Raw genomic sequence first — 23,612 nt, 5'->3', positions numbered from 1 at the left:
CCCAACACCTCCCTGGTGCACAAAACACCGAGGTGTTGTCCGCGCTCAGCCGACAGGTGCGTACCGCGCAACGGTGACCGAAGCGGTGACCTCGGTGATGTCGGCAAGACCGGCGATGCGTGGGTCGTCCCCGGCGGTGGTGTGGAAGGCAGACGGGCCCATAGCGACCACATTGGTCACGTCGCCACGCGACAGTTTCATGGGAAATTCGACCACGGCGTGATCGATACGGGTGAAAGTCCCCGACAGCGCGTCATCGAGCCGACGCTCCTTGTCGGGGTCGACGCGGACCATACCCAGCGGCTCGATCAACTCGCCCAGATGCCGTGGGGTGGGCGTGACGACGACGAACCGTCCGCCGGGCGCGAGCACACGCGCGACTTCGCCGGGGTTGCGCGGCGCGAAGACCGACAAGACCCCGGTGAGAGCGCCATCGCGGATCGGCAGCCCACGCCAGGCGTCGGCCAGGATCGACGCGAGCCGCGGATGCGCACGAGCCGCGCGACGAGCAGCAGGCTTTGCGACATCGAGCGCGATGCCCAGGAGACCCGGATGCGCGTCGAGGACCTCGCCCAGGTAGTACCCGGTACCGGCCCCGATCTCCAGCACCGCACCCAGCGATCCGGCGTCGGCCGGCGATGCGGGGCGGTCCGGCGATATGGGGCAGTTCGGCGATGCGGCGCCGTTCAGCGATGCGGAGCCGTTCGGCGATGCGGCGCTGCTGGGCGATGTGGGGTCGTTCGGCGATGCGGCGCTGCTGGGCGATGTGGGGTCGTTCGGCGATGCGGCGCTGCTGGGCGATGTGGGGTCGTTCGGCGATGCGGCGCTGCTGGGCGATGCGGTGCTGCTCGGCACCGTGGGCGTGCCTTGCGGCCGCACATTGCCCAGCGTGTCGAAGTAACGAGCCGCGGACGGCGTGTGTCCAGCCGAGTGCGCGGAGCGGAAAGCTTGGGCGACGGCATTCGCGATGGGCGCGAAGTGGCCCGCACTCTGGAATGCCGCGCGGGCGTCGAGCATGGTGGCGGTGTCGCCGGTCATTTTCGTCGAGGCGCCGGTGAGCAGGCCGACGTAACCCTGGCGGGCGATGTCGAAGCTGTGCCGGTTGCCACACCGCAATGCGCCTGCGCCGGGCTGCAGGGTGTCGCCGCACTCCGGGCAGGCCAGGAGTGCGGCGATCTCGGTCAGGGCTGTCAGCTGGTGACGCTCTTCAGTTCGTCACCGAGGGCCGCTGCCTCGTCCGGTGTGAGTTCGACGACCAAACGCCCGCCACCCTCGAGTGGAACCCGCATGACGATTCCACGACCTTCCTTGGTTGCCTCGAGGGGACCGTCCCCGGTACGGGGCTTCATGGCCGCCATCCTCTGCTCCCTCCAGATCTGCGCGGTGGAGTGCGCACTACTGTTCTCTGGTCCGCCGGGTGTTCGGCGGGCCACACCGGTCCTATTCTTCCCTATTGCCGACTCGGGCGGACACCTGAGTAGCAAATCTGACTCCGGAGTCGGTTCCTTTCGGTACGGCTTGCACCCAGCAAACGGCCAGGTGATCGTCCACCATGCCGGTCGCCTGCATCAGTGCGTAGGCCGTGGTCGGGCCGACGAAAGCGAAGCCGCGGCGCTTCAATTCCTTTGCCAGAGCAATGGATTCGGGTGTGGTGGCGGGCACATCCGCGATGGTCGCGGGCCTCGGGCGTGGCTCGGGTGCGAACGACCACACCAGCTCGTCGAGGCCGATCGGCAGGTCGCGAGCAACCCGGGCGTTCGCGATGGCCGCGTCGATTTTCGCGCGGTTGCGGACGATCCCGGCGTCGGCGAGCAGCCGGGCCCGGTCGGTGTCGTCGAATTCGGCGACCTTGGCGATCTCGAAGCCCGCGAAGGCGGCGCGGAAGGCCGGGCGCTTGCGGAGGATGGTGATCCAGGACAGGCCCGATTGGAACGCCTCGAGGCACAGCCGCTCGAACATGGCATCGTCGCCGTGGAGGGCCTTGCCCCATTCGTGGTCGTGGTAATCGCGGTAGAGCTGGGAGCCGGTCGCCCAGTCGCAGCGGACCAGCCCGTCGTCGACGAACTCGCTCACCGGTGCTCCTGGCCCGCTGCCATCTGCGCCTGCCACTGCCGCATCTGCGCCAACTCGAACTCGAGTTCGTCGATGCGCTCGGCCAACCGCCCCAACGCCCAGTCGACCTCACCGGCCTTGTAGCCGCGCACGACCTGCTGAAACCGTAACGCCCGCACATCCGCCCCCGTGACGCCCTCGGCGGGCAACACGGTAGCGGTGGTGCCCTGCGGCAACGGCCCGAGCTCCTCCGACCGGCCGAACACCGCACTGGCGACGAGAAACAACATCGCCGCGACCAACCCGACGATGAGCACATACAGAAGCAGCGTCAGCATGCTCCCAGACTAGGCAAACCCACCGACAAGTCCCGCATCAGCGGGAGCGGTCAGAGGTGGCGGGTGGTGTCGATGCCGAGCGACATCCCCGCCAGGCCGCGCTTGCGGACCGCGAGCTTGTCGGCGACGCCGCGCAGGGCGACGGCGGCCGGATTCTCCGGATCGGAGAGCACGATCGGGGTACCCGCGTCGCCACCTTCGCGCAGGGCCTGCTCGATCGGGATTTGGCCGAGCAGCGGGACGGTCGAGCCGACGGCACGGGTAAGGCGGTCGGCGACCACCTGGCCGCCGCCGGAACCGTAGAGCTCCATGCGCGAACCGTCGGGCAGGTCCAGCCAGGACATGTTCTCGACGACGCCCGCGATCCGCTGACGGGTCTGCAGGGCGATGGCACCCGCGCGTTCGGCCACCTCGGCGGCGGCGATCTGCGGGGTGGTGACGACCAGGATCTCGGCGCTCGGGATCAGCTGGGCGATGGAGATGGCCACGTCGCCGGTGCCGGGCGGCAGGTCGAGCAGCAGCACGTCCAGGTCGCCCCAGAACACGTCGGCGAGGAACTGCTGCAGCGCGCGGTGCAGCATCGGACCTCGCCACACCACGGGCGTGTTGCCCTGGGTGAACTGCGCGATCGAGATCATCTTCACGTCGTGGGCGATGGGCGGCATGATCATCCGCTCCACCTGGGTGGGCTTGGCGTCGGTGCCGAGCATGCGCGGGATGGAGTGACCGTAGATGTCGGCGTCGAGCACGCCCACCGACAGCCCGCGCTCGGCAAGGGCGACGGCCAGGTTGGCGGTGACGCTGGACTTGCCGACGCCACCCTTGCCCGAGGCCACCGCGTACACGCGGGTGAGCGAACCGGGCTGGGCGAACGGGATCACCGGCTCGGCGGAGTCGCCGCGCAGCGATTTGCGCAGCTCGGTGCGCTGTTCGTCGCTCATCACGTCGAGATCGACGGTCACCGCGCCGGCACCCGGCACGTCGGCGACGGCCTTGGTGACGCGCTGGATGATCTCGGTGCGCAGCGGGCAGCCCGAGGTGGTGAGGTACACCTCCACGTGCACGTCGCCGCTGTCGGCGAGGGCGATGCTCTTGACCATGCCGAGCTCGGTGATCGGCTTGCGGATCTCCGGATCGTCGACCTTCGCGAGCGCCGCCCGCACATCCGCTTCCGTAATCACTGCCATATGTCCGATATTAGGCTGCACCGGTTTCCCGGCCGGGTGTGGGGCGCGTGCTCAGTGGATGCGCGGGAGGTCTTGCGGCTTGGGGGCGAGGCCGCTGGAGTAGGAGCCCGACCATGCCATCACATTGGCGACGTAGGCCATGGAGTTGTTGTAGCGCAGGATCGCCTTGGACTGCTGGGACAGGTCGCGCATGTTCAGGCCGCCGTCGCAGAGGTACTTGCCCGCGGTGAGGGCGGCGTCGTAGAGGTTCTGCGGGTCGGCGATGCCGTCGGCGTTGCCGTCGGCGGCGTAGCGCTCCCAGGTTTCGGGCAGGAACTGCATGGGGCCGATGGCGCGGTCGTAGCCACCGATGCCGTCGAGGGTGCCGCCGTCGCTGTCGTGGATGACGTTGTTGCCCGACAGGCTGCCGTCGAGAACGGGACCGTAGACGGCTTTGATCGGGTTGCCGTCGGCGTCGGCTTTGCCGAAGGCATGGGTGGATTCGACGCGGCCGATGCCCGCCAGCAGCGACCACGACATGCCGCAGTGCGGATTCTCCACCGCCAGTTGCTGTTCGGCGTTCTGGTAGGCGGCCACCGCGATGCCGGGGATGCCGAGCGGCCCGGCGGGCAGGTCGGAGGCGACCCGATCGCCGGACAGCGCAACGGTTTTCACCTCGGGGGTGGCCGACCGCGACTGCTTGGCCTCGGCGTGGACGACCTCGGCGACCTCGGCCTGCGGTGCGGCGGCGAACTCGGGGCCGGTCTCGGTGTCGAGTTCGGGCAGATCGTGCTCCACGGCCGCCATTTCGGCGGTGGTCGTGTCGGTGGCGGCGGCGGTGACGGCCACGAGGCCGGCCGGAACCAAGCCGGTGAGCGCGATGATCGAACTACGTCGAACCGTCGTTGCAGGCTGTTTACGATGACGACCCATGAGCCGAGATTACCGCACCCGAGACCTTTTTGTTACCCCTCCGTGATCTGAATTTCGGTTTGATTTCTAGGAGGCCGGCGGGGCGGGCGGCAGCGGGATAACGATGTTGAACGGCAACGTGATTGCGGGCTGCGGTGCCGGCGCCGGAGCGGCGGGCGGTGCGGGCTCCTCGGTGGGCGCGATGCCCGGCTCCGGCGTCTTCTGCGGTTCGGCCGGTGCGGGCGCCGGTGCCTCGGCGGGCGCGGGTTGTTCGGCGGGGGCGCACGCGGCCTGCTCGGTGCGCTCACCGGGCTGCGGGGGAGCGGCGGCCGGATCCTGTGGTGCCGGATTCAGTTGCACCTCGGCACCGAACGTCTGCGGCGCGGGCGCGATGGGGTTGGGCATCTGCGCGGGCAGCGGCTCGTTCACACACACCTCGGGGGCGGGTGCGACGGGCGCGGGGCAGAAGATGCCGCAGGGAATCGGTGGCAAGCCGGGCAGCGTGATCATCACCTGGGTCGGCGTGGTGACCTTCGGTGTGTTGGGCGGCAATTGGTTCGTCGTCGACGGCGGTGCCGCCGTGACGGGTGCGTCGGCCGCGAGCACGTTCGGCGCGACGGTCGGCGCGCTGCCGGGCGGCACGATGTCGGGCGAGATCGACACCTGGCTCGGCGCACCGCCGGTGCGGTAGGCCGCCGACCAGCTGAGCACATTGGCCGCGTACGACATCGAGTTGTTGTAGCGCAGGACGGCACGCAGTTCCTGGGCCGCGTCGCGCAGGTTCAGCCCGCCTGAGCACAGGTACTTGGCCGCGCCGAGGGCGGCGTCGAAGACATTGTGCGGGTCGGCCGTGCCGTCGCCGTTGCCGTCGGCCGAGTAGTGCGCCCAGGTGCTCGGCAGGAACTGCATGGGCCCGACGGCGCGGACGAAGCCGCCGTCGGCCTCCTTGATGATCTCGTTACCCGGCAGGGTGCCGTCGAGCGCGGGTCCGAAGATGGGTGTGGTCGTGGTGCCCGCGGCGTCGGTTCGCCCGCTGCTGGCGTGCCCGGATTCGATGCGGCCGATGCCCGCCAAAAGGTTCCAGGTGAGCCCGCAGCCGGGCTGTGCGGTCTGCATGGCCAGTTCGGCATTGCGGTAGGCGGCGAGCACGATCTCGGGAATGCCGAGCGTGCCGCTGCCGGGCGGTAGTGAAATCGATTGCAGCGGTACGGTTCCGGCGAAGGGGGCCAGGCTGTTGGCCGAGGGGCTCAGCGCGCGCAGTTTGCGCGGCGCCTCCTGGGTCACCGGTAGCAGGCCGACGATTTCGGACGGATCGCTCTCGGGCTTGTGGTCGGTGGAGCTCTTGTTCGCGGCGAGCAAGGCCTCCGGCGCGCTCGGCGCGGTGCTCGGGTTCGACGAGTGCGCGGCCGACCCCGACGCGACGAGTCCCGCGACGACAAGGGCCGACATAGTTATCGGAGCAGAGATTCGCATTGCGGCCACACCAACCCTTTACGTCGAAGCAGCGGCGCCGCAGAGTCCCCCCTCCGGCCCGCCCGGAACAACGTGATCCAGGTTACCCATCGGTCAGGTACTTACAGAGCATTTCCGGTTACTCATCTGGAGCACCAGGCGAAACCGGGGGCGAAGACGGCGTTTGACCGGAGGTTTTCTTGCGGGCGCCTTTTCGCTTCGTCTCCGTCTTCGGCGCGCCGTCGAGCATTTCCTTGATCTCTTCCAGTTCGCGCCGGAGGTAGTCGCGGGTGGCGACATCGCCGACGGCCAGGCGAAGCGCCGCCAGCTCACGGGCGAGGAACTCGGTGTCGGCCTTGGTCTGCGCGGCCCGGGTGCGGTCCTCCTCGAGCGAGACCTTGTCGCGGTTGTCCTGCCGGTTCTGGGCGAGCAGGATCAGCGGCGCCGCGTAGGCCGCCTGGGTGGAGAAGGCCAGGTTGAGCAGGATGAACGGGTACGGGTCCCAGCGCAGCGCCACCACGAAGACATTGAGCAGGATCCAGACGATGACGATGATGGTCTGGATCGCCAGATAACGCCCGGTGCCGAGGAACCGGGCGACCCGCTCGCTGCTGCGCGCGAACGCCTCGGAGTCCCAGTCGAAACGCAGCCGGGTACCGCCCGGTGTCTCCAGCCGCTGCCTGGCCAGGTTCTTCTCGCTCACGCGTGTCCTTTCGGCTGCTCCGCTGATGCCTCGAGGCGCTGACCTCTCATGCCGATCTCCCGTCGGTGTCGATCGGTGTCGGCTCGGTCTGTTCGAGCGGCGGGGTTTCCTCCTCGCGCCAGTCCTCGGGCAGCAGATGGTCGAGCACGTCGTCGACGGTGACCGCGCCGAGCAGGTGGTTCTCGTCGTCGATCACCGGCCCGCAGACCAGGTTGTAGGTGGCGAAGTAGCGGGTGACCGCCGAGAGTGGCAGCTCGGGGGTCAGGGCGGCCAGATCGGTGTCGACCATGCCGCCCACCAGATGCGCAGGGGGCTCGCGCAACAGGTGCTGGATGTGCACGCAGCCCAGGTAGCTCCCGGTCGGGGTGGCCGTGGGCGGGCGGACGACGAAGACCATAGAGGCCAGGGCCGGGGTGAGATCGGGATCGCGGACACGGGCGAGCGCCTCGGCGACCGTGGTCGACGGACTGAGGACGACCGGTTTGGTGGTCATCAGGCCACCCGCGGTGTCGGGGGAGTGGGCGAGCAACCGGCGCACCGGTTCGGACTCCTCCGGGTCCATCAGGGCCAGCAGCGATTCGGCTTCGCTCTCCGGCAGTTCGCCGAGCAGGTCGGCCGCGTCGTCGGGGTCCATGGCCTCGAGCACGTCGGCGGCCCGGCGGACCTCGAGGTGGCCGAGCAGGTCGACCTGGTCGTCGTCGGGCAGTTCCTGCACCACATCGGCGAGGCGTTCGTCGTCCAGGGCGATCGCCACCTCCACGCGGCGCTTCTCGGGCAGCTCGCGCAACCGGTTGGCCACGTCGGCGGCGCGCAGTCCCTCGAATTGGGCGAGCAGCGCGGTGACGTCCTGGCCCGGCCTGCCGACGGCGGCCGGTGTCAGGCCGCTCACCGACGACCAGTCGACCACGTGCACCGTCCGCCTGCGCCCGATCCGCCGGTGCCCGCGCACCGCGACCCGGCCGACCACCCAGTCCCTGGTGCGGGTCTGCTCGATGCCCAGATCGGCGACGAACACGTCGACGTCCTCCAGGTCCGGCAGGTCCGGGTCGTGCACGTGCACCCGGGTGTCGACGATCTGGGCCAGCGCGAGCAATTCGCCCGCGCGCTGGGCGAACCGGCGCAGGCTCACGGTTCCGGTATTGAGCGTCACCACGCCCGGCTCGATCGCGGTGACCCGCAGCATCGGCACGAAAATCCTTCGGCGCGTGGGCAACTCGACGACCAGGCCGTGCACGCGCGGCGGTTGCCGCCCGAACCGGACGGCGACGACCACGTCCCGGACCCGGCCGATAGACTCCCCGTCCGGACCCAGCACTGTCAGGCCGGCGAGCCGGGCGACGTACACCCTGGTGGTTGCCATGACCTCAGGCTAGTAGTAAGGAGCGTGCTCCCATGAAGCCCCGCCGTTCGGTGCTCGCCGTGCCAGGCAGTAGCCAGAAGATGATCCACAAGGCGATGGGACTGCCGGTCGACGAGGTCTTCCTCGATCTGGAGGACGCGGTCGCGCCCGAGGCGAAGGTGTCGGCGCGCGCCAATATCGTGGCCGCCCTGCACGAACCGGGCTGGGGCGAGCAGCTGCGGGTGGTGCGGGTCAACGACTGGACGACCGAATGGACCTACGCCGACGTCATCACGGTGGTGGAAGGCGCGGGCCGCGAGCTCGACGCGATCCTGCTGCCCAAGGTCACCGACGCGGGCCAGGTGCGCGCGCTGGATCTGCTGCTGACCCAGCTGGAGAAGGTATGCGGGCTCGAGGTCGGGCGCATCGGCATCGAACCGCAGCTCGAAAACGCTATGGGATTACGCAATATCGATGAGATCGCCACCGCAAGCCCCCGTGTGCAGGCCCTGGTCTTCGGTCCCGCCGATTTCATGGCGAGCCTGAATATGCGCACCCTCGTCGTCGGCGAACAGCCGCCCGGCTACGACACCGGCGATGCCTACCACCACATCCTGATGACCATCCTGCTCACCGCCCGCGCCCACGGCCTGCAGGCCATCGACGGCCCCTACCTGCAGGTTCGCGATGTCGACGGCTTCCGCCGGGCCGCCGCGCGCACCGCCGCGCTCGGCTTCGACGGCAAATGGGTGCTGCACCCGGACCAGATCGACGCGGCCAACGAGATCTTCAGCCCGCGCCAGGAGGACTACGACCGCGCCGAGTTGATCCTCGAGGCCTACGCCTTCCACACCTCGGCCGCCGGCGGTGCTCGTGGCGCGGTGATGCTCGGCAATGAGATGATCGACGAGGCCTCCGCCAAGATGGCACAGGTCATAGCCGAGAAGGGCCGCGCCGCCGGAATGAGCAGGACCACCCGTTTCACTCCGCCACAACCCGGCCAGGAATAGCAGAATGGGACTATGACGAATCCCTTGGGCAACTCGAACCGCGGGCGGCAGGCGTTGCCGACGCCGCCGTCGGGCTGGCCGGTCGGGTCGTATCCGACCTACGCCGAGGCGCAGCGCGCGGTCGATTACCTGGCCGACAACCAGTTCCCGGTGCAGGACGTGACCATCGTCGGCGTCGACCTGATGCAGGTGGAGCGGGTGCTGTACCGGCTCACCTGGGGCAAGGTCATCGGCGGTGGTGTGGTGTCGGGCGCCTGGCTCGGCCTGTTCCTCGGCCTGCTGCTGAGCCTGTTCACCACCACCGGTGGGGCGCTCGGTCCGCTGGTCGTCGGTCTGCTCGGCGGCATCGTGTTCGGTGTCATCACCACGTCGATTCCCTACGCGGCGACCAAGGGGCAGCGCGACTTCGCGTCGACCATGCAGTTGGTCGCCGGTCGCTACGACGTGCTGTGCGATCCGAAGACCGCCGAACGCGCCCGCGACATGCTGGCCCGATTGGCGCTGTGACGCAATGGATGTGGTGAATTCGGTCCGCACCGCGGTGCTGGACCACTACGAGGTCGAGCGCGCCGGTGTGGACTCCGCGTCGGTGACGTTCCTCGGGCTGGAACCGATCGAGATCCTGCGCATCCCCGGTGACGGTGTGGTGCACTACGCGACACTCGGCGGGTCGCGTCATCCGATGGGCGATCCGGCCGACCTGCTCGCCGATCCGGTTCGTGGCCCCCGCGCCGAACTCGTGCTCACCCTGCTGGCCGCCGCCGGGCCGCAGGCGGGCCTGGTTCGTTCACTGGGCGTGCTCGTCGCCACGCCGTCGGTGGAAGGCGTTGTGCTGCAAGCCGATGCGCTGCTCGATCTCGGTGAACCGTTGTGGCACAACGGGCCTTTCACCGCGGTGCTGCTCGGCGAGAGCGAGGTGCCCGAGATCGTGCTGCCCGAACCGGCCGAACCGGTGCGCTACCTCAGCGTCACCCCGGTGACCGCCACCGAGGCCGCCTGGGTGCGGGTGCGCGGCGCGCAGGCCTTGCGGGACGCGTGGGCCGAGGCGGGTATCGACGTGCGCGATCCCGGACGCGGTGCGGTGAACCTCTAGAGCCACTTGTTGCGGCGGAAACTGCGGAACAGCAACGCGCACAGCACAACCATCAGCGCGACCACCGCCGGATAAGCCCACCGCTGGTGCAGTTCCCACATGTAGTCGAAGTTCATGCCGTACACACCGGCGATCATGGTCGGCACCGCCGCCATGGCCGCATACGCCGAGATCTTGCGCATATCGGTGTTCTGCTGAACGCTGATCTTGGCGAGCGCGGCGTTGACCAGGCTGCTCAGCGCCTCGTCGAAGTAGGCGATCTGTTCGTTGACGCTGACATGGTGGTCGGCCACATCGCGCATGTAGCGCCGGAATTCGGTCGGCACCGGCAAGTCCTGGTTGTTCACCAACCGCTCCAGCGGAACGCCCAGCGGCGACACTGCCCGGCGCAGCTCGACGACCTCGCGTTTGAGCTGGTAGATCGATTCGATGCCAACCTTGGAGTTCGGCGTGAACACCGCCTCCTCCATCTCGTTGACGTCTTCCTCGATGGATTCGGTTGTCTCCACGTAGGAATCGACCACGTGATCGGCCACGGCGTGCAACACCGAGGGCGGACCCATCCGCAGCTGATCGGGATGACCCTCGAGTGCCCTTCGCACGCCCGACAGGCCGGTGTGCTCCCCGTGGCGAACGGTGATCGCGAAATGCGGGCCGGTGAAGACCATGATGTCGCCGGTCTCCACGATCTCGCTGATGGCGTGCATATCGTGTTCCACGTAGCTGACCGTGCGCATCACCAGGAACAGCGTGTCGTCGTAGCGTTCCAGCTTGGGACGCTGACGCCCGACCACGGCGTCCTCGACCGCCAGCGGATGCAGTCCGAAGATCTGGGCGATGTCGTTCATCTGCGTCTCGTCGGGATCGTGCAGGCCGACCCAGACGAAACCCGAGTCGGTGCCGCGCGCCTCCGCCAGCGCCTGCTGCGGGGTGAAGCGGCCGGGTAACCGCTTGCCGTCGACATAGACACCGCAGTCGACGATGGCGCGTGCGGTCGGCACCGGTACCCGTGGCCGCGCGGTCGCCGCGGCACGACCCGTCTTGTGAAAGTTCGGCAGTGACGGGAAGGAAGGCACATCCGGATGTTACGGGCAGGTCGACGGCCGCACACCGGCCGACACCGCACTGTAAGACTGAGTGTGTGCGCATCGACCTGCATACCCATTCCACCGCCTCCGACGGCACCGACACCCCGGCCGAACTGGTTCGCCACGCCGCCGCGTCCGGGCTCGACGTCGTCGCGATCACCGACCACGACACCACCGGCGGGTGGGCCGAGGCCGAAGCGGCGCGTCCGCCGGGACTCACCCTGGTACGCGGGATGGAGATGTCGTGTACCGGCATGGGGGAGGACGGTTTTCCCGTTCCGGTGCACCTGCTGGCCTACCTGTTCGACCCGGCCGACCGCGGTTTCGCCGAGGAACGTGAACGATTGCGGGCCGAGCGCATCGCGCGGGTACGCGCCATGGCGGAGTTGATGGTGGCCGACGGGCTGCCGATCGATCCCGAGGCCGTGCTGGCCGGTGCCGGACCGGCCGCGGGGCGTCCGCATCTGGCGCGGGCCCTGGTCGCGGCGGGTGTGGTGGCCAGTGTCGACGCCGCGTTCGTCGACCTGCTCGCCCCGCACGGGCCGTACTACGCGGAGAAAGTGGACACGCCGTTGCCGCGCGCGGTGCAGCTGATCGCCGACGCGGGCGGGGTGAGCGTGCTCGCCCACGTGCGGGCCCGCAAACGCGGCAGGCTGCTCGCGCTCGACGAGATCAGGAAGCTGGCCGGGCTCGGTCTCACCGGCCTCGAGATCGACCATCCCGATCACAGCGACGCCGATCGCGCGGTCCTCACCGAGCTGTCCGGCGAGCTCGGCCTGGTGCGTACCGGGTCGTCGGACTACCACGGCAGCAACAAGACCATCGAGATCGGCGCCTGCCGCACCGATCCGGAACAGTTCGAGGTATTGATCAGCAAGGCGAGCGGGGTTCCGGTGATCTCCTCGTGACGGCGGTCCGGGCGCTGAGCGGTGTGGTGGCGGGCGGTGTCGTCGCGCTGCTGTGTGTGGTCGTCGGTGCCGCGCTGATCGGTGCGCGCCGCGACTTTCCCGGGCCGGGAGGCGAATCCCTGACGTGGCATGTACTGGTGACGGTGGTCGTCGTCGGGGCGCAGATCGTCGCGGATCGGCGGCGCGGGGTGGCGGCTCTGGCCGGGTCGGCGGTCGTGTTCGTGATGACCGGCGCCCTGCTGTGGACACAGTGGTGGGGATGACAGTCCGCTAATGGTTGCGGAAGGGTGAACTGTGCCCGAATATCTCTCTGTATGGGCAACCTGGAGACGGATGTTCTGATTCTCGGCGGCGGACCCGCCGGGCTCTGGGCCGCCGTCTCCGCGGCCGCGCACGGGGCGCGGGTGGTGCTGGTCGACAAGGGCCGCTGCGGTTCGAGCGGGCCGGGTGTCTACGGCGCGACGACGGTGTGGGACATTCCGCCTGGTCAGGCGCGGGCCGAAGCCGTGGAGCGCGCGCTGGTACGCGGCGGCGGTCTCGGTGACCCTGCCTGGCTGCACCGCGTCATCGACGAGGCGCACGAGCGGCTGCGGAACTGGTCGGGCAGGCAGGTCACCGACCCACGACGGATCCGGTTCGACGGTGCGAGTTACCTGCGCCGACTGCGTCGCGGCGCGCTCGAGGCCGGTGTGCGCATCCTCGATCACCACCCCGCCCTGCACCTGCTCGTCGATCGCTCGGGACGGGTGGTCGGCGCCGCAGGGGTGCGGCGGCACAACAACTTTCAGCGCTGGACGATTCACGCGGGTGCGGTGGTCGTGGCCACCGGCGGCTGTGCGTTCGGGTCCGGCGGCGCGGGCACCGAGGTGAACACCGGCGACGGCCTGCTGATGGCGGCGGAGGCCGGTGCCGAGCTGTCGGGCATGGAATTCTCCAGCGCCTATGTCCTTGCCCCGGTGCTCGCCCGGGTGCACCCGCATCGCACGATCGCCAGTGGGCTCGCGGTGCGTTTCGCCACGTTCTACGACGAATCCGGGGCCGAGCTCCCGGGACGCACGTCCGCGGCGCTGGCCGCCATCGCCGACGGCAGGCGGGTCTTCGCCGCGCTCGACGACGTGCCCGAGGTGGTCGGGCACTGGCTGCGCAGGCAAGGCGCGGTCGACGCGGCGGGCCGGGTGCCGGTGCGCGCGGTGCTCGACGGCACCGTGCGCGGCTCCGGCGGGCTGGCCCTCACCGGCGCCGACTGCGCGACCACCGTGCCCGGGCTGTTCGCCGCGGGCGGTGTCGCCGGTCGTGAGGTCGTCGCCGGGGCAGCAGGGTGCTCGGGCGGGTTGCGTGGTGCCTGGGCGCTCGCCTCGGGTAGCTGGGCGGGGGAGGGAGCCGCCCGCGCGGCCACCGCCTTCCGTGACGATGTCGCCCTGCCGCCCGCACCCGGCGCCGGACTCGGTCCACACGCCCACATCGACCCGCGCTCGGTGATCGGACTCGTCCAGGAACACACCCTGCCGCTGCGCCGCAGCTTCCGGCGCAGCGCCGACAGCCTCACCGACAGCATCGCCGAACTCGACGCCATGTGGCCCGGCGCCCGGTTCGAGCTCGGCGGCACCGGTGCCGAGCGATTGCGCGCCCGCGAGGCCGCCGCCCTGCTCGCCGTCGCCCGGTGGGCCGGGCACAGCGCCCTCGCCCGCACCGAGAGCCGTGGCATCCACCGGCGCATCGACCACCCCGATGTGCTGGCCGAGTGGCGGCTCAGATTGCGCTGTGGTGGGCTCGACGAGGTCTGGGTGCGCCCGGAGCAGCGGCCCGACCCGCGCGGCGGCGAGCTCACCGCGAACACCACCGTCACGGTGTGACTGTTCACCGGCGACCGCACCGGTGCTGCGAGTTTTCGCTAACTCCACGGCAATTCGACACGGCTACGCTCGACGGATGACGCCCAGCTCGTTGACACGCCGCACCGGTTTGGCAACCGGTCGACCGGGCTGGCAGAATGGTGCGAATTCCCTTCCCTTGCCACCGCCGGGTTCGGGGATTTTGGAGACCGTCCGCCTCGCGACGCACCGTCGTGGCCGAAGGTCGACCCGTTTGCTCGCCCGGACCACCCGTCCGGCTCCGCTCCGCGGTTCAGTGTCGCGCCCCGCATCCGGTTCCGTCCGGAAACGCGGGCGGCCGCGCACCCGATGAGCGTCATGTATCCCGTATTCCAGATAAACCCGGCTTTCAGAAAAACCCGGCGGTAACCGTCCCCCGGTTGAGCCCGACTCGAGCAGGAGTGAAATCGTGTCACCTGTGACTGACGCACCGAATGCCACCGCGGCGCCCCAGGCCGATGACGCAGCCAGCCTCGCTGCTATCACCAACGAGGAGATCTTCGCCGGTCACCTCGGCGGCAAACTGTCGGTCGAGCTCAGCGCGCCGCTCGAAACCCAGCGCGACCTGTCGATCGCCTACACCCCGGGCGTCGCCCAGGTGAGCCGCGCGATCGCCGAGGACCCCGCCCTCACCAAGACCTACACCTGGACCGATCGCCTCGTCGTTGTCGTCAGCGACGGCACCGCCGTGCTCGGCCTCGGCGACATCGGCCCGCGCGCCTCGCTGCCCGTGATGGAGGGCAAGGCGGCGCTGTTCAAGAAGTTCGCCGGCCTCAACTCGATCCCGCTGGTGCTCGACACCACCGATCCCGACGAGATCGTCGAGACCCTGATCCGCCTGCGCCCCAGCTTCGGTGCGGTGAACCTGGAAGACATCTCGGCGCCGCGCTGCTTCGAGATCGAGCGCCGCGTCATCGAGGCGCTTGACTGCCCCGTCATGCACGACGACCAGCACGGCACCGCCATCGTGGTGCTCGCCGCGCTCAAGGGTGCCGCCGCGCAGCAGGGCCGCGACATGTCGGCGCTCAAGGTCGTCGTCTCCGGCGCCGGCGCCGCGGGTGTGGCGTGCGCCAACATCCTGCTGGCCGCGGGCGTTCCAGATGTGGTCGTGCTCGACTCCAAGGGCATCGTGAGCATCGGTCGTGACGGCCTCAACGGCGTGAAGGCCGACCTGGCCGCCCGCAGCAACCCCCGCGGCCTGACCGGTGGCGCCGCCGACGCGCTGGCCGGCGCGGATGTGTTCCTCGGCCTGTCCGCGGGCACCATCCCCGAGGAGCTCATCGCCTCGATGGCCCCCGAGTCGATCGTGTTCGCCATGTCGAACCCCGACCCGGAGATCCACCCCGAGGTGGCCGCCAAGTACGCCGCCATCGTGGCCACCGGCCGCAGCGACTTCCCGAACCAGATCAACAACGTCCTCGCCTTCCCCGGCGTCTTCAAGGGTGCGCTGGACGCGGGCGCTCGCCGCATCACCGAGGGCATGAAGGTCGCCGCCGCCGACGCCATCTTCAACGTCGTCGCCGACGAACTGGCCGTCGACCGCATCATCCCGAGCCCGCTCGACCCGCGCGTGGCTCCCGCCGTCGCCGAAGCCGTGGCCGAGGCCGCGCGCCGCGAGGGCGTCGCCTGATCGGCAACGCACAACCGACAGCGGCCCCGCTCCCCTAGGAGCGGGGCCGCCGTCGTCTACCTGTGCACGGTGGGATCATGAGGTGATGAAGACGATCACCGTGCAGCTCCCCGATGAGGTCGAAGCCCAGCTGGCCGACGCGGCCGAGGCCGACGGCATCCCGGTGAACGTGGCCGTCGTGCAGGCGGTGCAGGACTGGATTCACGCCCAGGCCCAGCGGACTCGTGAACGGGCGCGGATGCGGGATGTGCTCGCCGACGATCCGCATCTGCGTGCGCTGCTCGGCGACGACTGAATGGACTAGGCGATCGGGGTGTCGAGGCCGCGGGCGGTGAGCCAGGCGAGGGCGGCGGCCTTGGGTTCGATCTTGGCGGCGCCGGAGACGGCGGTGTTGAGGGAAATCAGTTCCGCGGTGGTGAGTTCGGCCGACACCGCGTCGAGGACCGCGACGGCTTTGTCGGTCTTCTTGGCGGCGTGGAAGAGCGGCACCACATTCTGGGCGGCGAAATTGTTCTTGGGATCGGTGAGGACCACGAGGTCGTTCTGGATGATCGCCGGCGAGGTCGTGTAGATATCGGCGGCGGTGACCCGACCGTCGGTCAGGGCACGTACGGTCTCCGGTTCGTCGGCGATGGCGACGAAATTCTGGGCGCTGATATCGAGGCCGTAGTTCTCGCGTAAACCGGGTAGGCCGCCGGGGCGGTCGGCGAATTCGGGTTTGGCGGCAAAGGTCGCCTCGGCCGAATGGGGTGCGAGGTCGGCGATGGTGGTGAGGTTCCAGCGCTGCGCGGTGGCCCGGGTGACGACGACCGCGTCGGAATTCTGACCGGGGGCGGGGGTGGCGATGGCGAGGTCTTCGCCGAGCGCGCTGCTCAGCGCGGTATCCACCTCGGCCGGGGTGGTCGCGGTCGCGTCTTTGTTCAAGTACCGCAGCAGGTTTCCGGTGTATTCGGGGACCAGTGAGATGACGCATCGGCGGACGGCGGGCAGATACGCCTCACGATTTCCGAAATCGAATTTCGTCGCCACCTTGAAACCGTTGATCCGCAACACCTCGGTGTAGATGGTCGCCACGGTCTCGGACTCGGGGAAATCGGCCGAGCCGATGATCAATTCGTCGCTGGCGCAATCGCCGTGGGCCATCTGCTGCTCGGAGTCGGCGCACGAGGCCACCACCATGGCGGCGGCCAATGCCACCGCGGCGGCCAGAATCCGGCCCATCCGCACCACCATGCGGTGTGCCGGTCGACATTGTCGGTGTGCAGAGGTTCTCACTGGAGTCCTTCCGGCAAAGGCGGGCAGTGCACTGTGCGTGCGGCGCGGACGCCGCAGGTACATTCTGGGTGTTCATATTGCCCCGCGTCGCGGCGAATTGCGGGGGTTGACGGCAAAGACAGGAAGTTGGTGTCGGCGGATGATCTCGGGCGCCCTGCGGCGGAGCGCGGCCGTGTTGGTGGCCGCCACCTGCGTTTTCGCCCTCGCGTCCTGTGCCGGTGACGAACCGGACCCGGTGGTGACGGTCGGCGCCGACGGTTCGGCCGAAGCGAGGGTGCTCGCCGAGATCTACGCCCAGGCCCTGGCTCGCACGGGTATGGAAACGGCCGTCGCCGCCGAGTCCGCCGCGCCCGTGGCGGATCTGGACGCCGGGCGGATCGCCGTCCTGCCCGCGCGCAACGGCGCCCTGCTCGATCGATGGAATCCGTCGTCGCCGACCCGCAAGCCCGACGACGTCGGCGCGGCCGTGAATGCGGCACTGCCGCAGGGACTTTCGCTGTCGGATGCCGCCGACGGCACCGACCTGCGCGCGCGACTGCTGGTTACCCAGGAGACCGCCGCCCGCGACAACGTGCGCACCGTCGACGCGTTGACGTGCGCGAACGCCACGGCGGGCTTCGTCGAGGTGCCCGGGTTCGCGCCCACCGAACCCCCACGCATCGAGGGCTGTTCCTTCGCCGCGACGGTGCGTTATCCGTCCTCGGCGCAACTGTTCGAAGCCTTGCGCCACGGGGACGTCCAGGTCGCCGTGCTGTCGGGTCCGGTCACGGCGACCGAGGATTTCGTGGTCCTCGACGACAAGAATTACGACCTGCGCGCGCAGAACGTCCTCGCGCTGTTCCGCTCGGGCATCTTCGACCGTGTGCGGCTGAAGAAGCTCAATTACGTGGCGGGCGAGCTGACCACCGAGGGTCTGGTCGAGTTGCTCGGACAGGTCGAGAGTGGGACAGCGCCCGCCGATGTCGCGCGCGAATGGTTGAACGCGCACGGTCTCTGAGCCGGATCGACTATTGGCACTGAGCCAAAAACGCTAGGGTCGTCACCGACGCGGCAACGAGCGATGCCGTCGTGGGTGAAAGGTGTGCCGTGACAGATCCCCAGGTGGACCCGCTGATCGAACGGGTGCGCGAGGCCTATGCCGCGGTCACCGACGAGGCGCGCGCCGACAAGGTCGCCAAACAGCACGCCCGCGGCAAGCTGACCGCGCGTGAACGGGTCGCGCTGCTCGCCAACGGCGGCTTCTACGAATTCGGCGCGCTCGCCGGGCCCGGGCCAGCCCAGGCCGGTGCCGCGCCGTTGGTCGCGCCCGGTGACGGCGTGGTCACCGGCATCGCCTACGTCGACGGACGCCCGCTCGCCCTGGCCGCGTTCGACTTCACCGTGCTCGGCGGCAGCAACGGCGCGACCGGCATGGCCAAACTCGACCGGTGCGTGGAACGCGCACTGCTGGACAAGATTCCGCTCGTCATGCTGATGGACGGCGGCGGGCACCGCATGCAGGAGGCGCTCGACTCGCGACTGGCCGCGCCGGGCTCGCGGCTGCTGATGCGGTTGGCCGATCTGTCGGGGTACGTCCCGATCGTGGCGGCCATGATGGGGCCCGGTTTCGGCGCGCCCGCCAACCTCGCCGCCTGCTGTGATTTCGTCACCATCGTGCGGGGGATCGGCACCATCGGGATGTCGTCGGCGCCGCTCGTGCAGGCCGCGACGGGGGAAACCCTGACCAACGACGAGATCGGCGGCGCCGACATCCAGGCCGAACGCGGCGTCGTCGACGTGGTCACCGACGACGAGCACGAAGCCATCGACGCCATCCGGCTCTACCTGTCCTACCTGCCGCCGTCGGCCGACGGCGCTCCCGTGCTCGGCACGGCCCCCTTCGAACCCGGCGACCGAGCAGGCGAGATCGACGCACTCGTGCCCGCCTCCTTGCGTGCCGGCTACGACGTCCGCGAGGTGATCGAGGCACTGGCCGACCGCGACACGCTCTTCGAACTCAAACGCACCAACGCGCCGAATGTGGTCACCGCGTTCGTGCGCCTCGGCGGCCGCCCGGTCGGTGTGGTGGCCAATCAGCCACTGCACCTGGCGGGTGCGCTCGACAGCGCGGCGTGTGAGAAGGCCGCCCATTTCGTGGCCGTCTGCGACGCGTTCGGCCTGCCGCTGCTGATCCTCATCGACCTGCCCGGCTTCCTGGTCGGTACCGCCGCCGAGGAAACCGGCCTGGTCCGGCGCAGCGCGCGCCTGGGCTACGAACTCGCCAACGCGACGGTGCCCCGCTTCGTCATCGTCACCCGCAAGGCCTACGGCGCCGCCTACATCGTGATGGGCGGCGGGCGAAGTGTCGACGCGGATCTGTCGCTGGCCTGGCCGACCGCCGAGATCTGCGCCATCCCCATCGACAGCGCCGTCGACGTGGCTTTCCGCGCCGACTACGAATCCGCGCCCGACCCCGCCGAGCGCCGCACCCAGCTCATCAAGCTCTTCCAGGCCAATATCGACCCGCTGCTGGCCGCCGACGGGTTCGGCATCGACGACGTGGTCCTGCCGTCGCGCACGCGCGAGCTGCTGCTCGAGGCGCTCGGCCGCGTCCAGCCCCGCCGCCCCGACCGGGTGCCGGGCAAGCGGCGGACGATCTCGCCGATCTAGATCACAGCGGGCCGGTTCGCGCGGCGCGTAACACGATTCGGCCCGCCTCGGACGCCATACTCGAAAGATGCCGATCAGAGCCGCCGCATCGACCTCGACCCCCTCCCGGCGGGACCGGCGACTATGACCGACTCGCCCGCCCGCACCCTGACCGCCCCGCTGACCCGCGTCCAGAACTGGGTGGAGTCGACACTGGCCCCCGTGGCGACCGACGACGACGATCCCGCCGACGTCTCGCACGGCTGGTGGGAGCGGATCCCCGCCGACCTCGCCGTCCTGTTCAACCACGTCGACCACTTCCCACCCCGCCTCCTCCCCGACCACGACCTGCTCACCCTGTCCGGCGCCCACCGCATCTGGACTTTGTGGCTGGAGATCATCGACGACCAGCGAAACCGGATCCCCGAGTACGCCGCCGCTTACGACCCGGCAACCTTCAGCGCCGAACCCGCGGGTTCACCCAGCGAACTGTTCCTCCCCGAATTCATCCCCTTCGCCCACCTCGACAGCTCCACCCTCTTCCTCGACACCCGCCCCGGCGCCCGCTCCGGCTGCATCGGCGAATACACCGCCACCGCCGCCTCGGAGGGCGAATTATGGCCGTCCCTCACCCACCTGTTCACCACCCTCGCCGACAGCCTGGAATCCGGCACACCGTTCGCCGGCCACCACCCCACCGTCACCGAAGCCACACTGCATTGGCACAGATGACCCTCTGTCACTAAAGGCGTGGCTCAGGATCCCATTCCGCCAGACCGCCGCCGGGCAGGCATACGACCCGGAAACCGTCGATTCCAACTATCCACCATGATTCGTAATCGGGGTCAGGGAGGAAGGTTACGCTGACATTGTTGGCGACGCTCACCGACAGTGAGCCGTCTCGGCTGATCTGGGCGTCTGTGATCAACCGGTTGTCGATAGCCGCCACCAAGGAGTCTTCAATCTCTGCAGGCTCATCGCCGGATGCACTAATAGTGGTGGTGTGCACCATTACGCTCGATTCAGCCATCAATTGGTATTTTCCAGCCCCCAGATCGACGGAAAGAATTGGCTCAACAGATTCAATCTTACAAAGTAAACCGATGATCGGGAGGCTATTCATAATCACCAACCTTTCGGAACGGTGCGTGCCGTCGGCGTGATCTAAAGGCGAGCGGGGGTCCAGTGGGATTGGGTGCGGGTGATTTTCAGGACGGTGATCGACAGGAGGATGCCTGCGGAGATGAAGAGGAGGGCGGCGAGGGTGCGGAGGAGGCTGAAGGTGAACAGGGAGTCGACCTCGGCGTCGCGCAGGGTTTGGATGGTGTCGTGGTCGTCGGAGATGCCGGATGCGGTGAGGATGGTTCCGGCCCAGAAGGTGAGCCAGGCGGCGATCCAGGTGATCCACCAGAGGGGTACGAGTGGGGTGCCGCGCTGCTGGGGGCTCGATGCTTTCGCGATGTCGTGCAGGAACAGGGGAGGGAACCACAGGGAGACGACGGGGACGACCCAGCCCCAGAACGCCCACGGTGTGGACAGGTGATGCGGTGACGGGGAGACCATCTGGGCGTTGCCGCGTGCTCGCAGCAGCCAGACGACCAGGACGATCCACGCGACGAACATCAGGAGCAACGACAGCAGCCACAGGCCGACCTCGAGCGGCATCATGACGTCGCGGCTCGCGTTGTACTCGGCGCTGCTCACGGTGCCCGCGTAGCGTCCGGAGACCGAGAGGTAGCCGAGCCATCGCACCACGACCACCGCTGATTCGAGCACCAGGACCACGCAGACCAGCGTGACCAGGGCCGTTGCGAGCCCACGCACGGCACGAAAAGCTATGGGATGACTCAATTTCCACTCCCCCCGTCGAGATGCCCCAACGGTACCGCAGCCTCGACCAGCCACAAGGACTTATCCAGGGGCGCAGCCGGTGCTCGCCGGGCTTCGTGTCGGTGCCCGGGCCTAGGCTCGGCAGTGCGACGATCATGAACGGCCGGATCGTCACCCGATCAATCCCTCGATAGGACGTATCGATGACCACCGAACGCAATCCATGGCTGGCGCTGTTCGCGCTGGTGGTCGGGTTCTTCATGATCCTGCTGGACATGACGATCGTCGCCGTCGCCAATCCGGCGATCATGAGCGCGTTCCACACCGACATCACCGATGTCATCTGGGTGACCAGCGCCTACCTGCTCACCTACGCGGTGCCCCTGCTGGTCACCGGGCGATTAGGGGACAGATTCGGGCCGAAGAACATCTACCTGATCGGGTTGGCGGTGTTCACCGGCGCGTCGCTGTGGTGCGGATTGTCGGGCAGCATCGGGATGCTGATCGCGGCCCGCGCCGCCCAGGGGATCGGTGCCGCGCTGATGACACCGCAGACGATGGCGGTGATCACCCGGACCTTCCCACCGGACCGGCGCGGTGCGGCGATGGGCCTGTGGGGCGCGGTGGCCGGTCTGGCGACGCTGATCGGCCCGATTCTCGGCGGTGTCCTGGTCGACGGGCTCGGCTGGGAATGGATCTTCTTCGTGAACCTGCCGGTGGGTGTCATCGCGTTCGGCCTGGCGATGTGGCTGGTACCTGCCTTGCCGACCAGCAAGCACAAGTTCGACTTCGTCGGCGTGCTGCTCAGCGGCGTCGGCATGCTGGCCCTGGTGTTCGGTATCCAGGAGGGCAATGCACAGGATTGGGCGCCGTGGATCTGGGCGTTGATCGCGTTCGGTGTGGTGATGCTCGTGCTGTTCGTCGTCAATCAGGCGCGCAATACCGGCGAACCGCTCGTCCCGTTGAGTTTGTTCGGTGACCGCAATTTCGCCCTGTCGAATCTGGCGATCGCCGCGATGGGTGCCGCCGTCACGTCGATGATGGTGCCCGCCTATTTCTATCTGCAGGGTGTGCGCGAGATGTCGCCGACCACATCGGCGCTGATGTTCGCGCCGATGGCGATCATCACCGGTATCGCCGCGCCGTTCATCGGCAAATTCGCCGACCGATTACCGCCTCGCCTGATCCCGACAGCAGGCTTCTCCCTCTTCGCCGCCTCCATCGTCGGTTTCGCCGTGCTGATGAAGCCGGATTCGTCGATCGTGGCGTTCCTGATCGTCGGCGGTCTCGCCGGTCTGGCCAACGCCTGCATCTGGGCCCCGCTCGCCTCGACCGCCACCCACAACCTGCCGGTCACCCAGGCCGGTGCGGGCGCCGGTGTCTACAACACCACCCGCCAGGTCGGCTCGGTTCTCGGCAGCGCCGCCATCGGCGCCCTCATCGCCGCCCGGCTCAGCGCCAACGGCCTCAGTGGCGACTCCCCCATCGGTGAGGGCGCGAGCACCGGCCCCCTCCCACCCCACGTCATCGACGAATTCAGTACCTCGCTCGCCCAGTCCATGCTGCTGCCCGCCGCGATCCTGCTCGTGGGCGTGCTCGCCTCGGCTCTGTTCGTCGGCCACGCGAAGTCGGCGGCGAAACCGGAAGCCGTCGTCACAGCACCAGGTCGCTCAACCGCTTCCAATCGATCTGGCAGCGGACCGGCGCCTCGATAACGGAATCACCGTCGGCGGGCTGTAATTCCAGGTGCGGGACGTACTGCCCCTGTACATGGTCGAGGACAAAGATCTTGATCATGCTGACGCTGTTGTCCGACACCCACACCAGCCAGTACCAGGGAATTCCGGCCAGGGCGTATTCGGTCTTCTTGTCGGCGCTGTCCACCATTTCGGTGCCGGGGGAGATGACCTCGATCGCGATCTTCACCAGTGACGCGGGCAGCGGGCGCAGATCGTTCGGTGCGCAGTCGAACAATGCGACATCAGGACGGCGGATGGTGACTCGAGGAAACTCCCACAGCACCACATCGAAGTCGGTGTCTACATCCAGGCACCCACCCCATCGGTTGACATGTGCGAGCGCGGCGGCTTCCACCAGGTCGGCCAAGCGTCGCGCGGCCTTCTGATGAGCGCGATTCGGCGATTCCGCGCGCACGATGTCACCGTTGACCACCTCGACCTGACGGCAGTAGTCCTCGGACAGCTTGCGCCAGATCTCCAGGGTGACCGGCTCCGGCTGCAAGTTGTCGCTGGTCGCCCAGTCGAAGATGGCGGACACACGCGCTCCTAGGTTGTGCTGCTTCGTGCACGAACATCCA

Annotated in this window: 27 protein-coding genes and 1 pseudogene; 13 read left to right on the top strand and 15 right to left on the bottom strand. The window is 68.7% G+C overall.

The annotated features are described in order from the left end of the window. Positions 1–45: 45 nt before the first annotated feature. Positions 46–609: a class I SAM-dependent methyltransferase gene (locus NCO8_RS07810; protein ID WP_067637691.1), complete on the bottom strand. Its 564-nt coding sequence runs from the start codon at positions 607–609 to the stop codon at positions 46–48. Positions 610–658: 49 nt separating this feature from the next. On the opposite strand from NCO8_RS07810, the gene NCO8_RS07805 reads away from it, so the two are divergent. Beyond that, the gene (locus NCO8_RS07805) at positions 659–901 is read left to right on the top strand and encodes a hypothetical protein (RefSeq protein ID WP_067637689.1); all 243 of its coding nucleotides are present in this window, start codon (positions 659–661) and stop codon (positions 899–901) included. 167 nt (positions 902–1,068) lie between these two features. On the opposite strand, the pseudogene NCO8_RS33000 reads toward NCO8_RS07805, so the two are convergent. The 9 genes and pseudogenes from NCO8_RS33000 to NCO8_RS07770 form a co-directional block, all read right to left on the bottom strand. After that, positions 1,069–1,164 (bottom strand): annotated as a pseudogene (locus NCO8_RS33000) (putative RNA methyltransferase); the annotation flags it as partial. Between the two features lie 26 nt (positions 1,165–1,190). Further along, positions 1,191–1,358 (bottom strand): DUF3117 domain-containing protein, encoded by a 168-nt coding sequence (locus NCO8_RS30510; RefSeq protein WP_011211259.1) that lies wholly within the window; start codon positions 1,356–1,358, stop codon positions 1,191–1,193. Positions 1,359–1,440: 82 nt separating this feature from the next. Next, positions 1,441–2,073 carry a DNA-3-methyladenine glycosylase I gene (locus NCO8_RS07800; RefSeq protein ID WP_067637687.1) on the bottom strand — a complete coding sequence of 211 codons (633 nt, stop codon included), beginning with the start codon at positions 2,071–2,073 and terminating at the stop codon, positions 1,441–1,443. Then, positions 2,070–2,390: a DivIVA domain-containing protein gene (locus NCO8_RS07795; protein WP_067637686.1), complete on the bottom strand. Its 321-nt coding sequence runs from the start codon at positions 2,388–2,390 to the stop codon at positions 2,070–2,072. Before NCO8_RS07795 ends, NCO8_RS07800 begins: the two co-directional genes overlap by 4 nt. A 50-nt stretch (positions 2,391–2,440) precedes the next feature. Continuing rightward, positions 2,441–3,577, bottom strand: coding sequence for an Mrp/NBP35 family ATP-binding protein (locus NCO8_RS07790; protein ID WP_067637684.1), 1,137 nt, complete (start codon positions 3,575–3,577; stop codon positions 2,441–2,443). A gap of 51 nt (positions 3,578–3,628) precedes the next feature. Further along, positions 3,629–4,489 carry a lytic transglycosylase domain-containing protein gene (locus NCO8_RS07785; RefSeq protein WP_067637682.1) on the bottom strand — a complete coding sequence of 287 codons (861 nt, stop codon included), beginning with the start codon at positions 4,487–4,489 and terminating at the stop codon, positions 3,629–3,631. A gap of 66 nt (positions 4,490–4,555) precedes the next feature. After that, positions 4,556–5,941: a lytic transglycosylase domain-containing protein gene (locus tag NCO8_RS32730; protein ID WP_067637680.1), complete on the bottom strand. Its 1,386-nt coding sequence runs from the start codon at positions 5,939–5,941 to the stop codon at positions 4,556–4,558. 118 nt (positions 5,942–6,059) lie between these two features. Further along, positions 6,060–6,623, bottom strand: a complete 564-nt coding sequence (locus tag NCO8_RS07775) for a DUF1003 domain-containing protein (protein ID WP_067486036.1) — start codon at positions 6,621–6,623, stop codon at positions 6,060–6,062. A gap of 46 nt (positions 6,624–6,669) precedes the next feature. Then, positions 6,670–7,983 carry a magnesium transporter MgtE N-terminal domain-containing protein gene (locus tag NCO8_RS07770; protein ID WP_067637678.1) on the bottom strand — a complete coding sequence of 438 codons (1,314 nt, stop codon included), beginning with the start codon at positions 7,981–7,983 and terminating at the stop codon, positions 6,670–6,672. Between the two features lie 32 nt (positions 7,984–8,015). Between NCO8_RS07770 and NCO8_RS07765 the strand changes: the two genes are divergently transcribed. Genes NCO8_RS07765 through NCO8_RS07755 form a run of 3 tightly spaced genes read left to right on the top strand, consistent with a single transcriptional unit; the run spans position 8,016 to position 10,065 of the window. Next, a complete protein-coding gene (locus NCO8_RS07765) occupies positions 8,016–8,972 on the top strand; it encodes an HpcH/HpaI aldolase/citrate lyase family protein (protein ID WP_067637676.1) in 957 nt (318 codons plus the stop codon). A gap of 12 nt (positions 8,973–8,984) precedes the next feature. Beyond that, complete coding sequence (locus NCO8_RS07760) at positions 8,985–9,479, top strand: YflT domain-containing protein (protein ID WP_067486041.1); 495 nt, start codon at positions 8,985–8,987, stop codon at positions 9,477–9,479. 4 nt (positions 9,480–9,483) lie between these two features. Next, on the top strand, positions 9,484–10,065 hold the full coding sequence (locus NCO8_RS07755; protein WP_084456740.1) for a suppressor of fused domain protein: 582 nt from the start codon (positions 9,484–9,486) through the stop codon (positions 10,063–10,065). Here the strand turns inward: NCO8_RS07755 and NCO8_RS07750 are convergent. Then, positions 10,062–11,141: a magnesium and cobalt transport protein CorA gene (locus NCO8_RS07750; protein ID WP_067637673.1), complete on the bottom strand. Its 1,080-nt coding sequence runs from the start codon at positions 11,139–11,141 to the stop codon at positions 10,062–10,064. The two genes, NCO8_RS07755 and NCO8_RS07750, sit on opposite strands and share 4 nt — an antisense overlap. Before the next feature lie 65 nt (positions 11,142–11,206). On the opposite strand from NCO8_RS07750, the gene NCO8_RS07745 reads away from it, so the two are divergent. The 5 genes from NCO8_RS07745 (at position 11,207) to NCO8_RS07725 (ending at position 15,857) form a co-directional block, all read left to right on the top strand. Beyond that, positions 11,207–12,061 carry a PHP domain-containing protein gene (locus NCO8_RS07745; RefSeq protein ID WP_067637671.1) on the top strand — a complete coding sequence of 285 codons (855 nt, stop codon included), beginning with the start codon at positions 11,207–11,209 and terminating at the stop codon, positions 12,059–12,061. Then, complete coding sequence (locus NCO8_RS07740) at positions 12,058–12,324, top strand: hypothetical protein (RefSeq protein ID WP_067637669.1); 267 nt, start codon at positions 12,058–12,060, stop codon at positions 12,322–12,324. The genes NCO8_RS07745 and NCO8_RS07740 overlap by 4 nt, the downstream gene beginning before the upstream one ends. A gap of 51 nt (positions 12,325–12,375) precedes the next feature. After that, entirely contained in the window at positions 12,376–13,914 is a 1,539-nt protein-coding gene (locus tag NCO8_RS07735) for an FAD-binding protein (RefSeq protein ID WP_067637667.1), read from the top strand. 427 nt (positions 13,915–14,341) lie between these two features. Then, entirely contained in the window at positions 14,342–15,562 is a 1,221-nt protein-coding gene (locus tag NCO8_RS07730; RefSeq protein ID WP_067637664.1) for an NAD(P)-dependent malic enzyme, read from the top strand. An 85-nt stretch (positions 15,563–15,647) separates the two neighbouring features. Next, the gene (locus NCO8_RS07725; RefSeq protein ID WP_067637662.1) at positions 15,648–15,857 is read left to right on the top strand and encodes a hypothetical protein; all 210 of its coding nucleotides are present in this window, start codon (positions 15,648–15,650) and stop codon (positions 15,855–15,857) included. A 5-nt stretch (positions 15,858–15,862) separates the two neighbouring features. Here NCO8_RS07725 and NCO8_RS07720 read toward each other — a convergent pair whose 3' ends face one another. Beyond that, on the bottom strand, positions 15,863–16,783 hold the full coding sequence (locus NCO8_RS07720) for an ABC transporter substrate-binding protein (RefSeq protein WP_245655275.1): 921 nt from the start codon (positions 16,781–16,783) through the stop codon (positions 15,863–15,865). 193 nt (positions 16,784–16,976) lie between these two features. Here NCO8_RS07720 and NCO8_RS07715 point away from each other — a divergent pair, with 193 nt between their 5' ends. From NCO8_RS07715 to NCO8_RS07705, 3 genes are all read left to right on the top strand, one after another. Further along, positions 16,977–17,834, top strand: a complete 858-nt coding sequence (locus tag NCO8_RS07715; protein ID WP_067637658.1) for a glycine betaine ABC transporter substrate-binding protein — start codon at positions 16,977–16,979, stop codon at positions 17,832–17,834. Between the two features lie 89 nt (positions 17,835–17,923). After that, complete coding sequence (locus NCO8_RS07710; RefSeq protein ID WP_067637656.1) at positions 17,924–19,486, top strand: acyl-CoA carboxylase subunit beta; 1,563 nt, start codon at positions 17,924–17,926, stop codon at positions 19,484–19,486. Positions 19,487–19,609: 123 nt separating this feature from the next. After that, entirely contained in the window at positions 19,610–20,197 is a 588-nt protein-coding gene (locus tag NCO8_RS07705; RefSeq protein ID WP_067637654.1) for an SMI1/KNR4 family protein, read from the top strand. A gap of 10 nt (positions 20,198–20,207) precedes the next feature. Here NCO8_RS07705 and NCO8_RS07700 read toward each other — a convergent pair whose 3' ends face one another. Further along, positions 20,208–20,588 (bottom strand): DUF6188 family protein, encoded by a 381-nt coding sequence (locus NCO8_RS07700; RefSeq protein WP_157104825.1) that lies wholly within the window; start codon positions 20,586–20,588, stop codon positions 20,208–20,210. A 41-nt stretch (positions 20,589–20,629) separates the two neighbouring features. Continuing rightward, a complete protein-coding gene (locus NCO8_RS07695; RefSeq protein WP_067637650.1) occupies positions 20,630–21,289 on the bottom strand; it encodes a DUF4328 domain-containing protein in 660 nt (219 codons plus the stop codon). Positions 21,290–21,498: 209 nt separating this feature from the next. Between NCO8_RS07695 and NCO8_RS07690 the strand changes: the two genes are divergently transcribed. Next, positions 21,499–23,010 carry a DHA2 family efflux MFS transporter permease subunit gene (locus NCO8_RS07690; protein ID WP_067637648.1) on the top strand — a complete coding sequence of 504 codons (1,512 nt, stop codon included), beginning with the start codon at positions 21,499–21,501 and terminating at the stop codon, positions 23,008–23,010. Here the strand turns inward: NCO8_RS07690 and NCO8_RS07685 are convergent. Continuing rightward, positions 22,949–23,572 (bottom strand): Uma2 family endonuclease, encoded by a 624-nt coding sequence (locus tag NCO8_RS07685; RefSeq protein WP_067491249.1) that lies wholly within the window; start codon positions 23,570–23,572, stop codon positions 22,949–22,951. The two genes, NCO8_RS07690 and NCO8_RS07685, sit on opposite strands and share 62 nt — an antisense overlap. Positions 23,573–23,612: the final 40 nt, after the last annotated feature.

Source organism: Nocardia coubleae NBRC 108252 (assembly GCF_001612805.1).
Taxonomy (GTDB): domain Bacteria; phylum Actinomycetota; class Actinomycetes; order Mycobacteriales; family Mycobacteriaceae; genus Nocardia; species Nocardia coubleae.
Note: the sequence above shows the minus strand (reverse complement) of the source record. Positions and strands in the feature narration are given on the sequence as shown.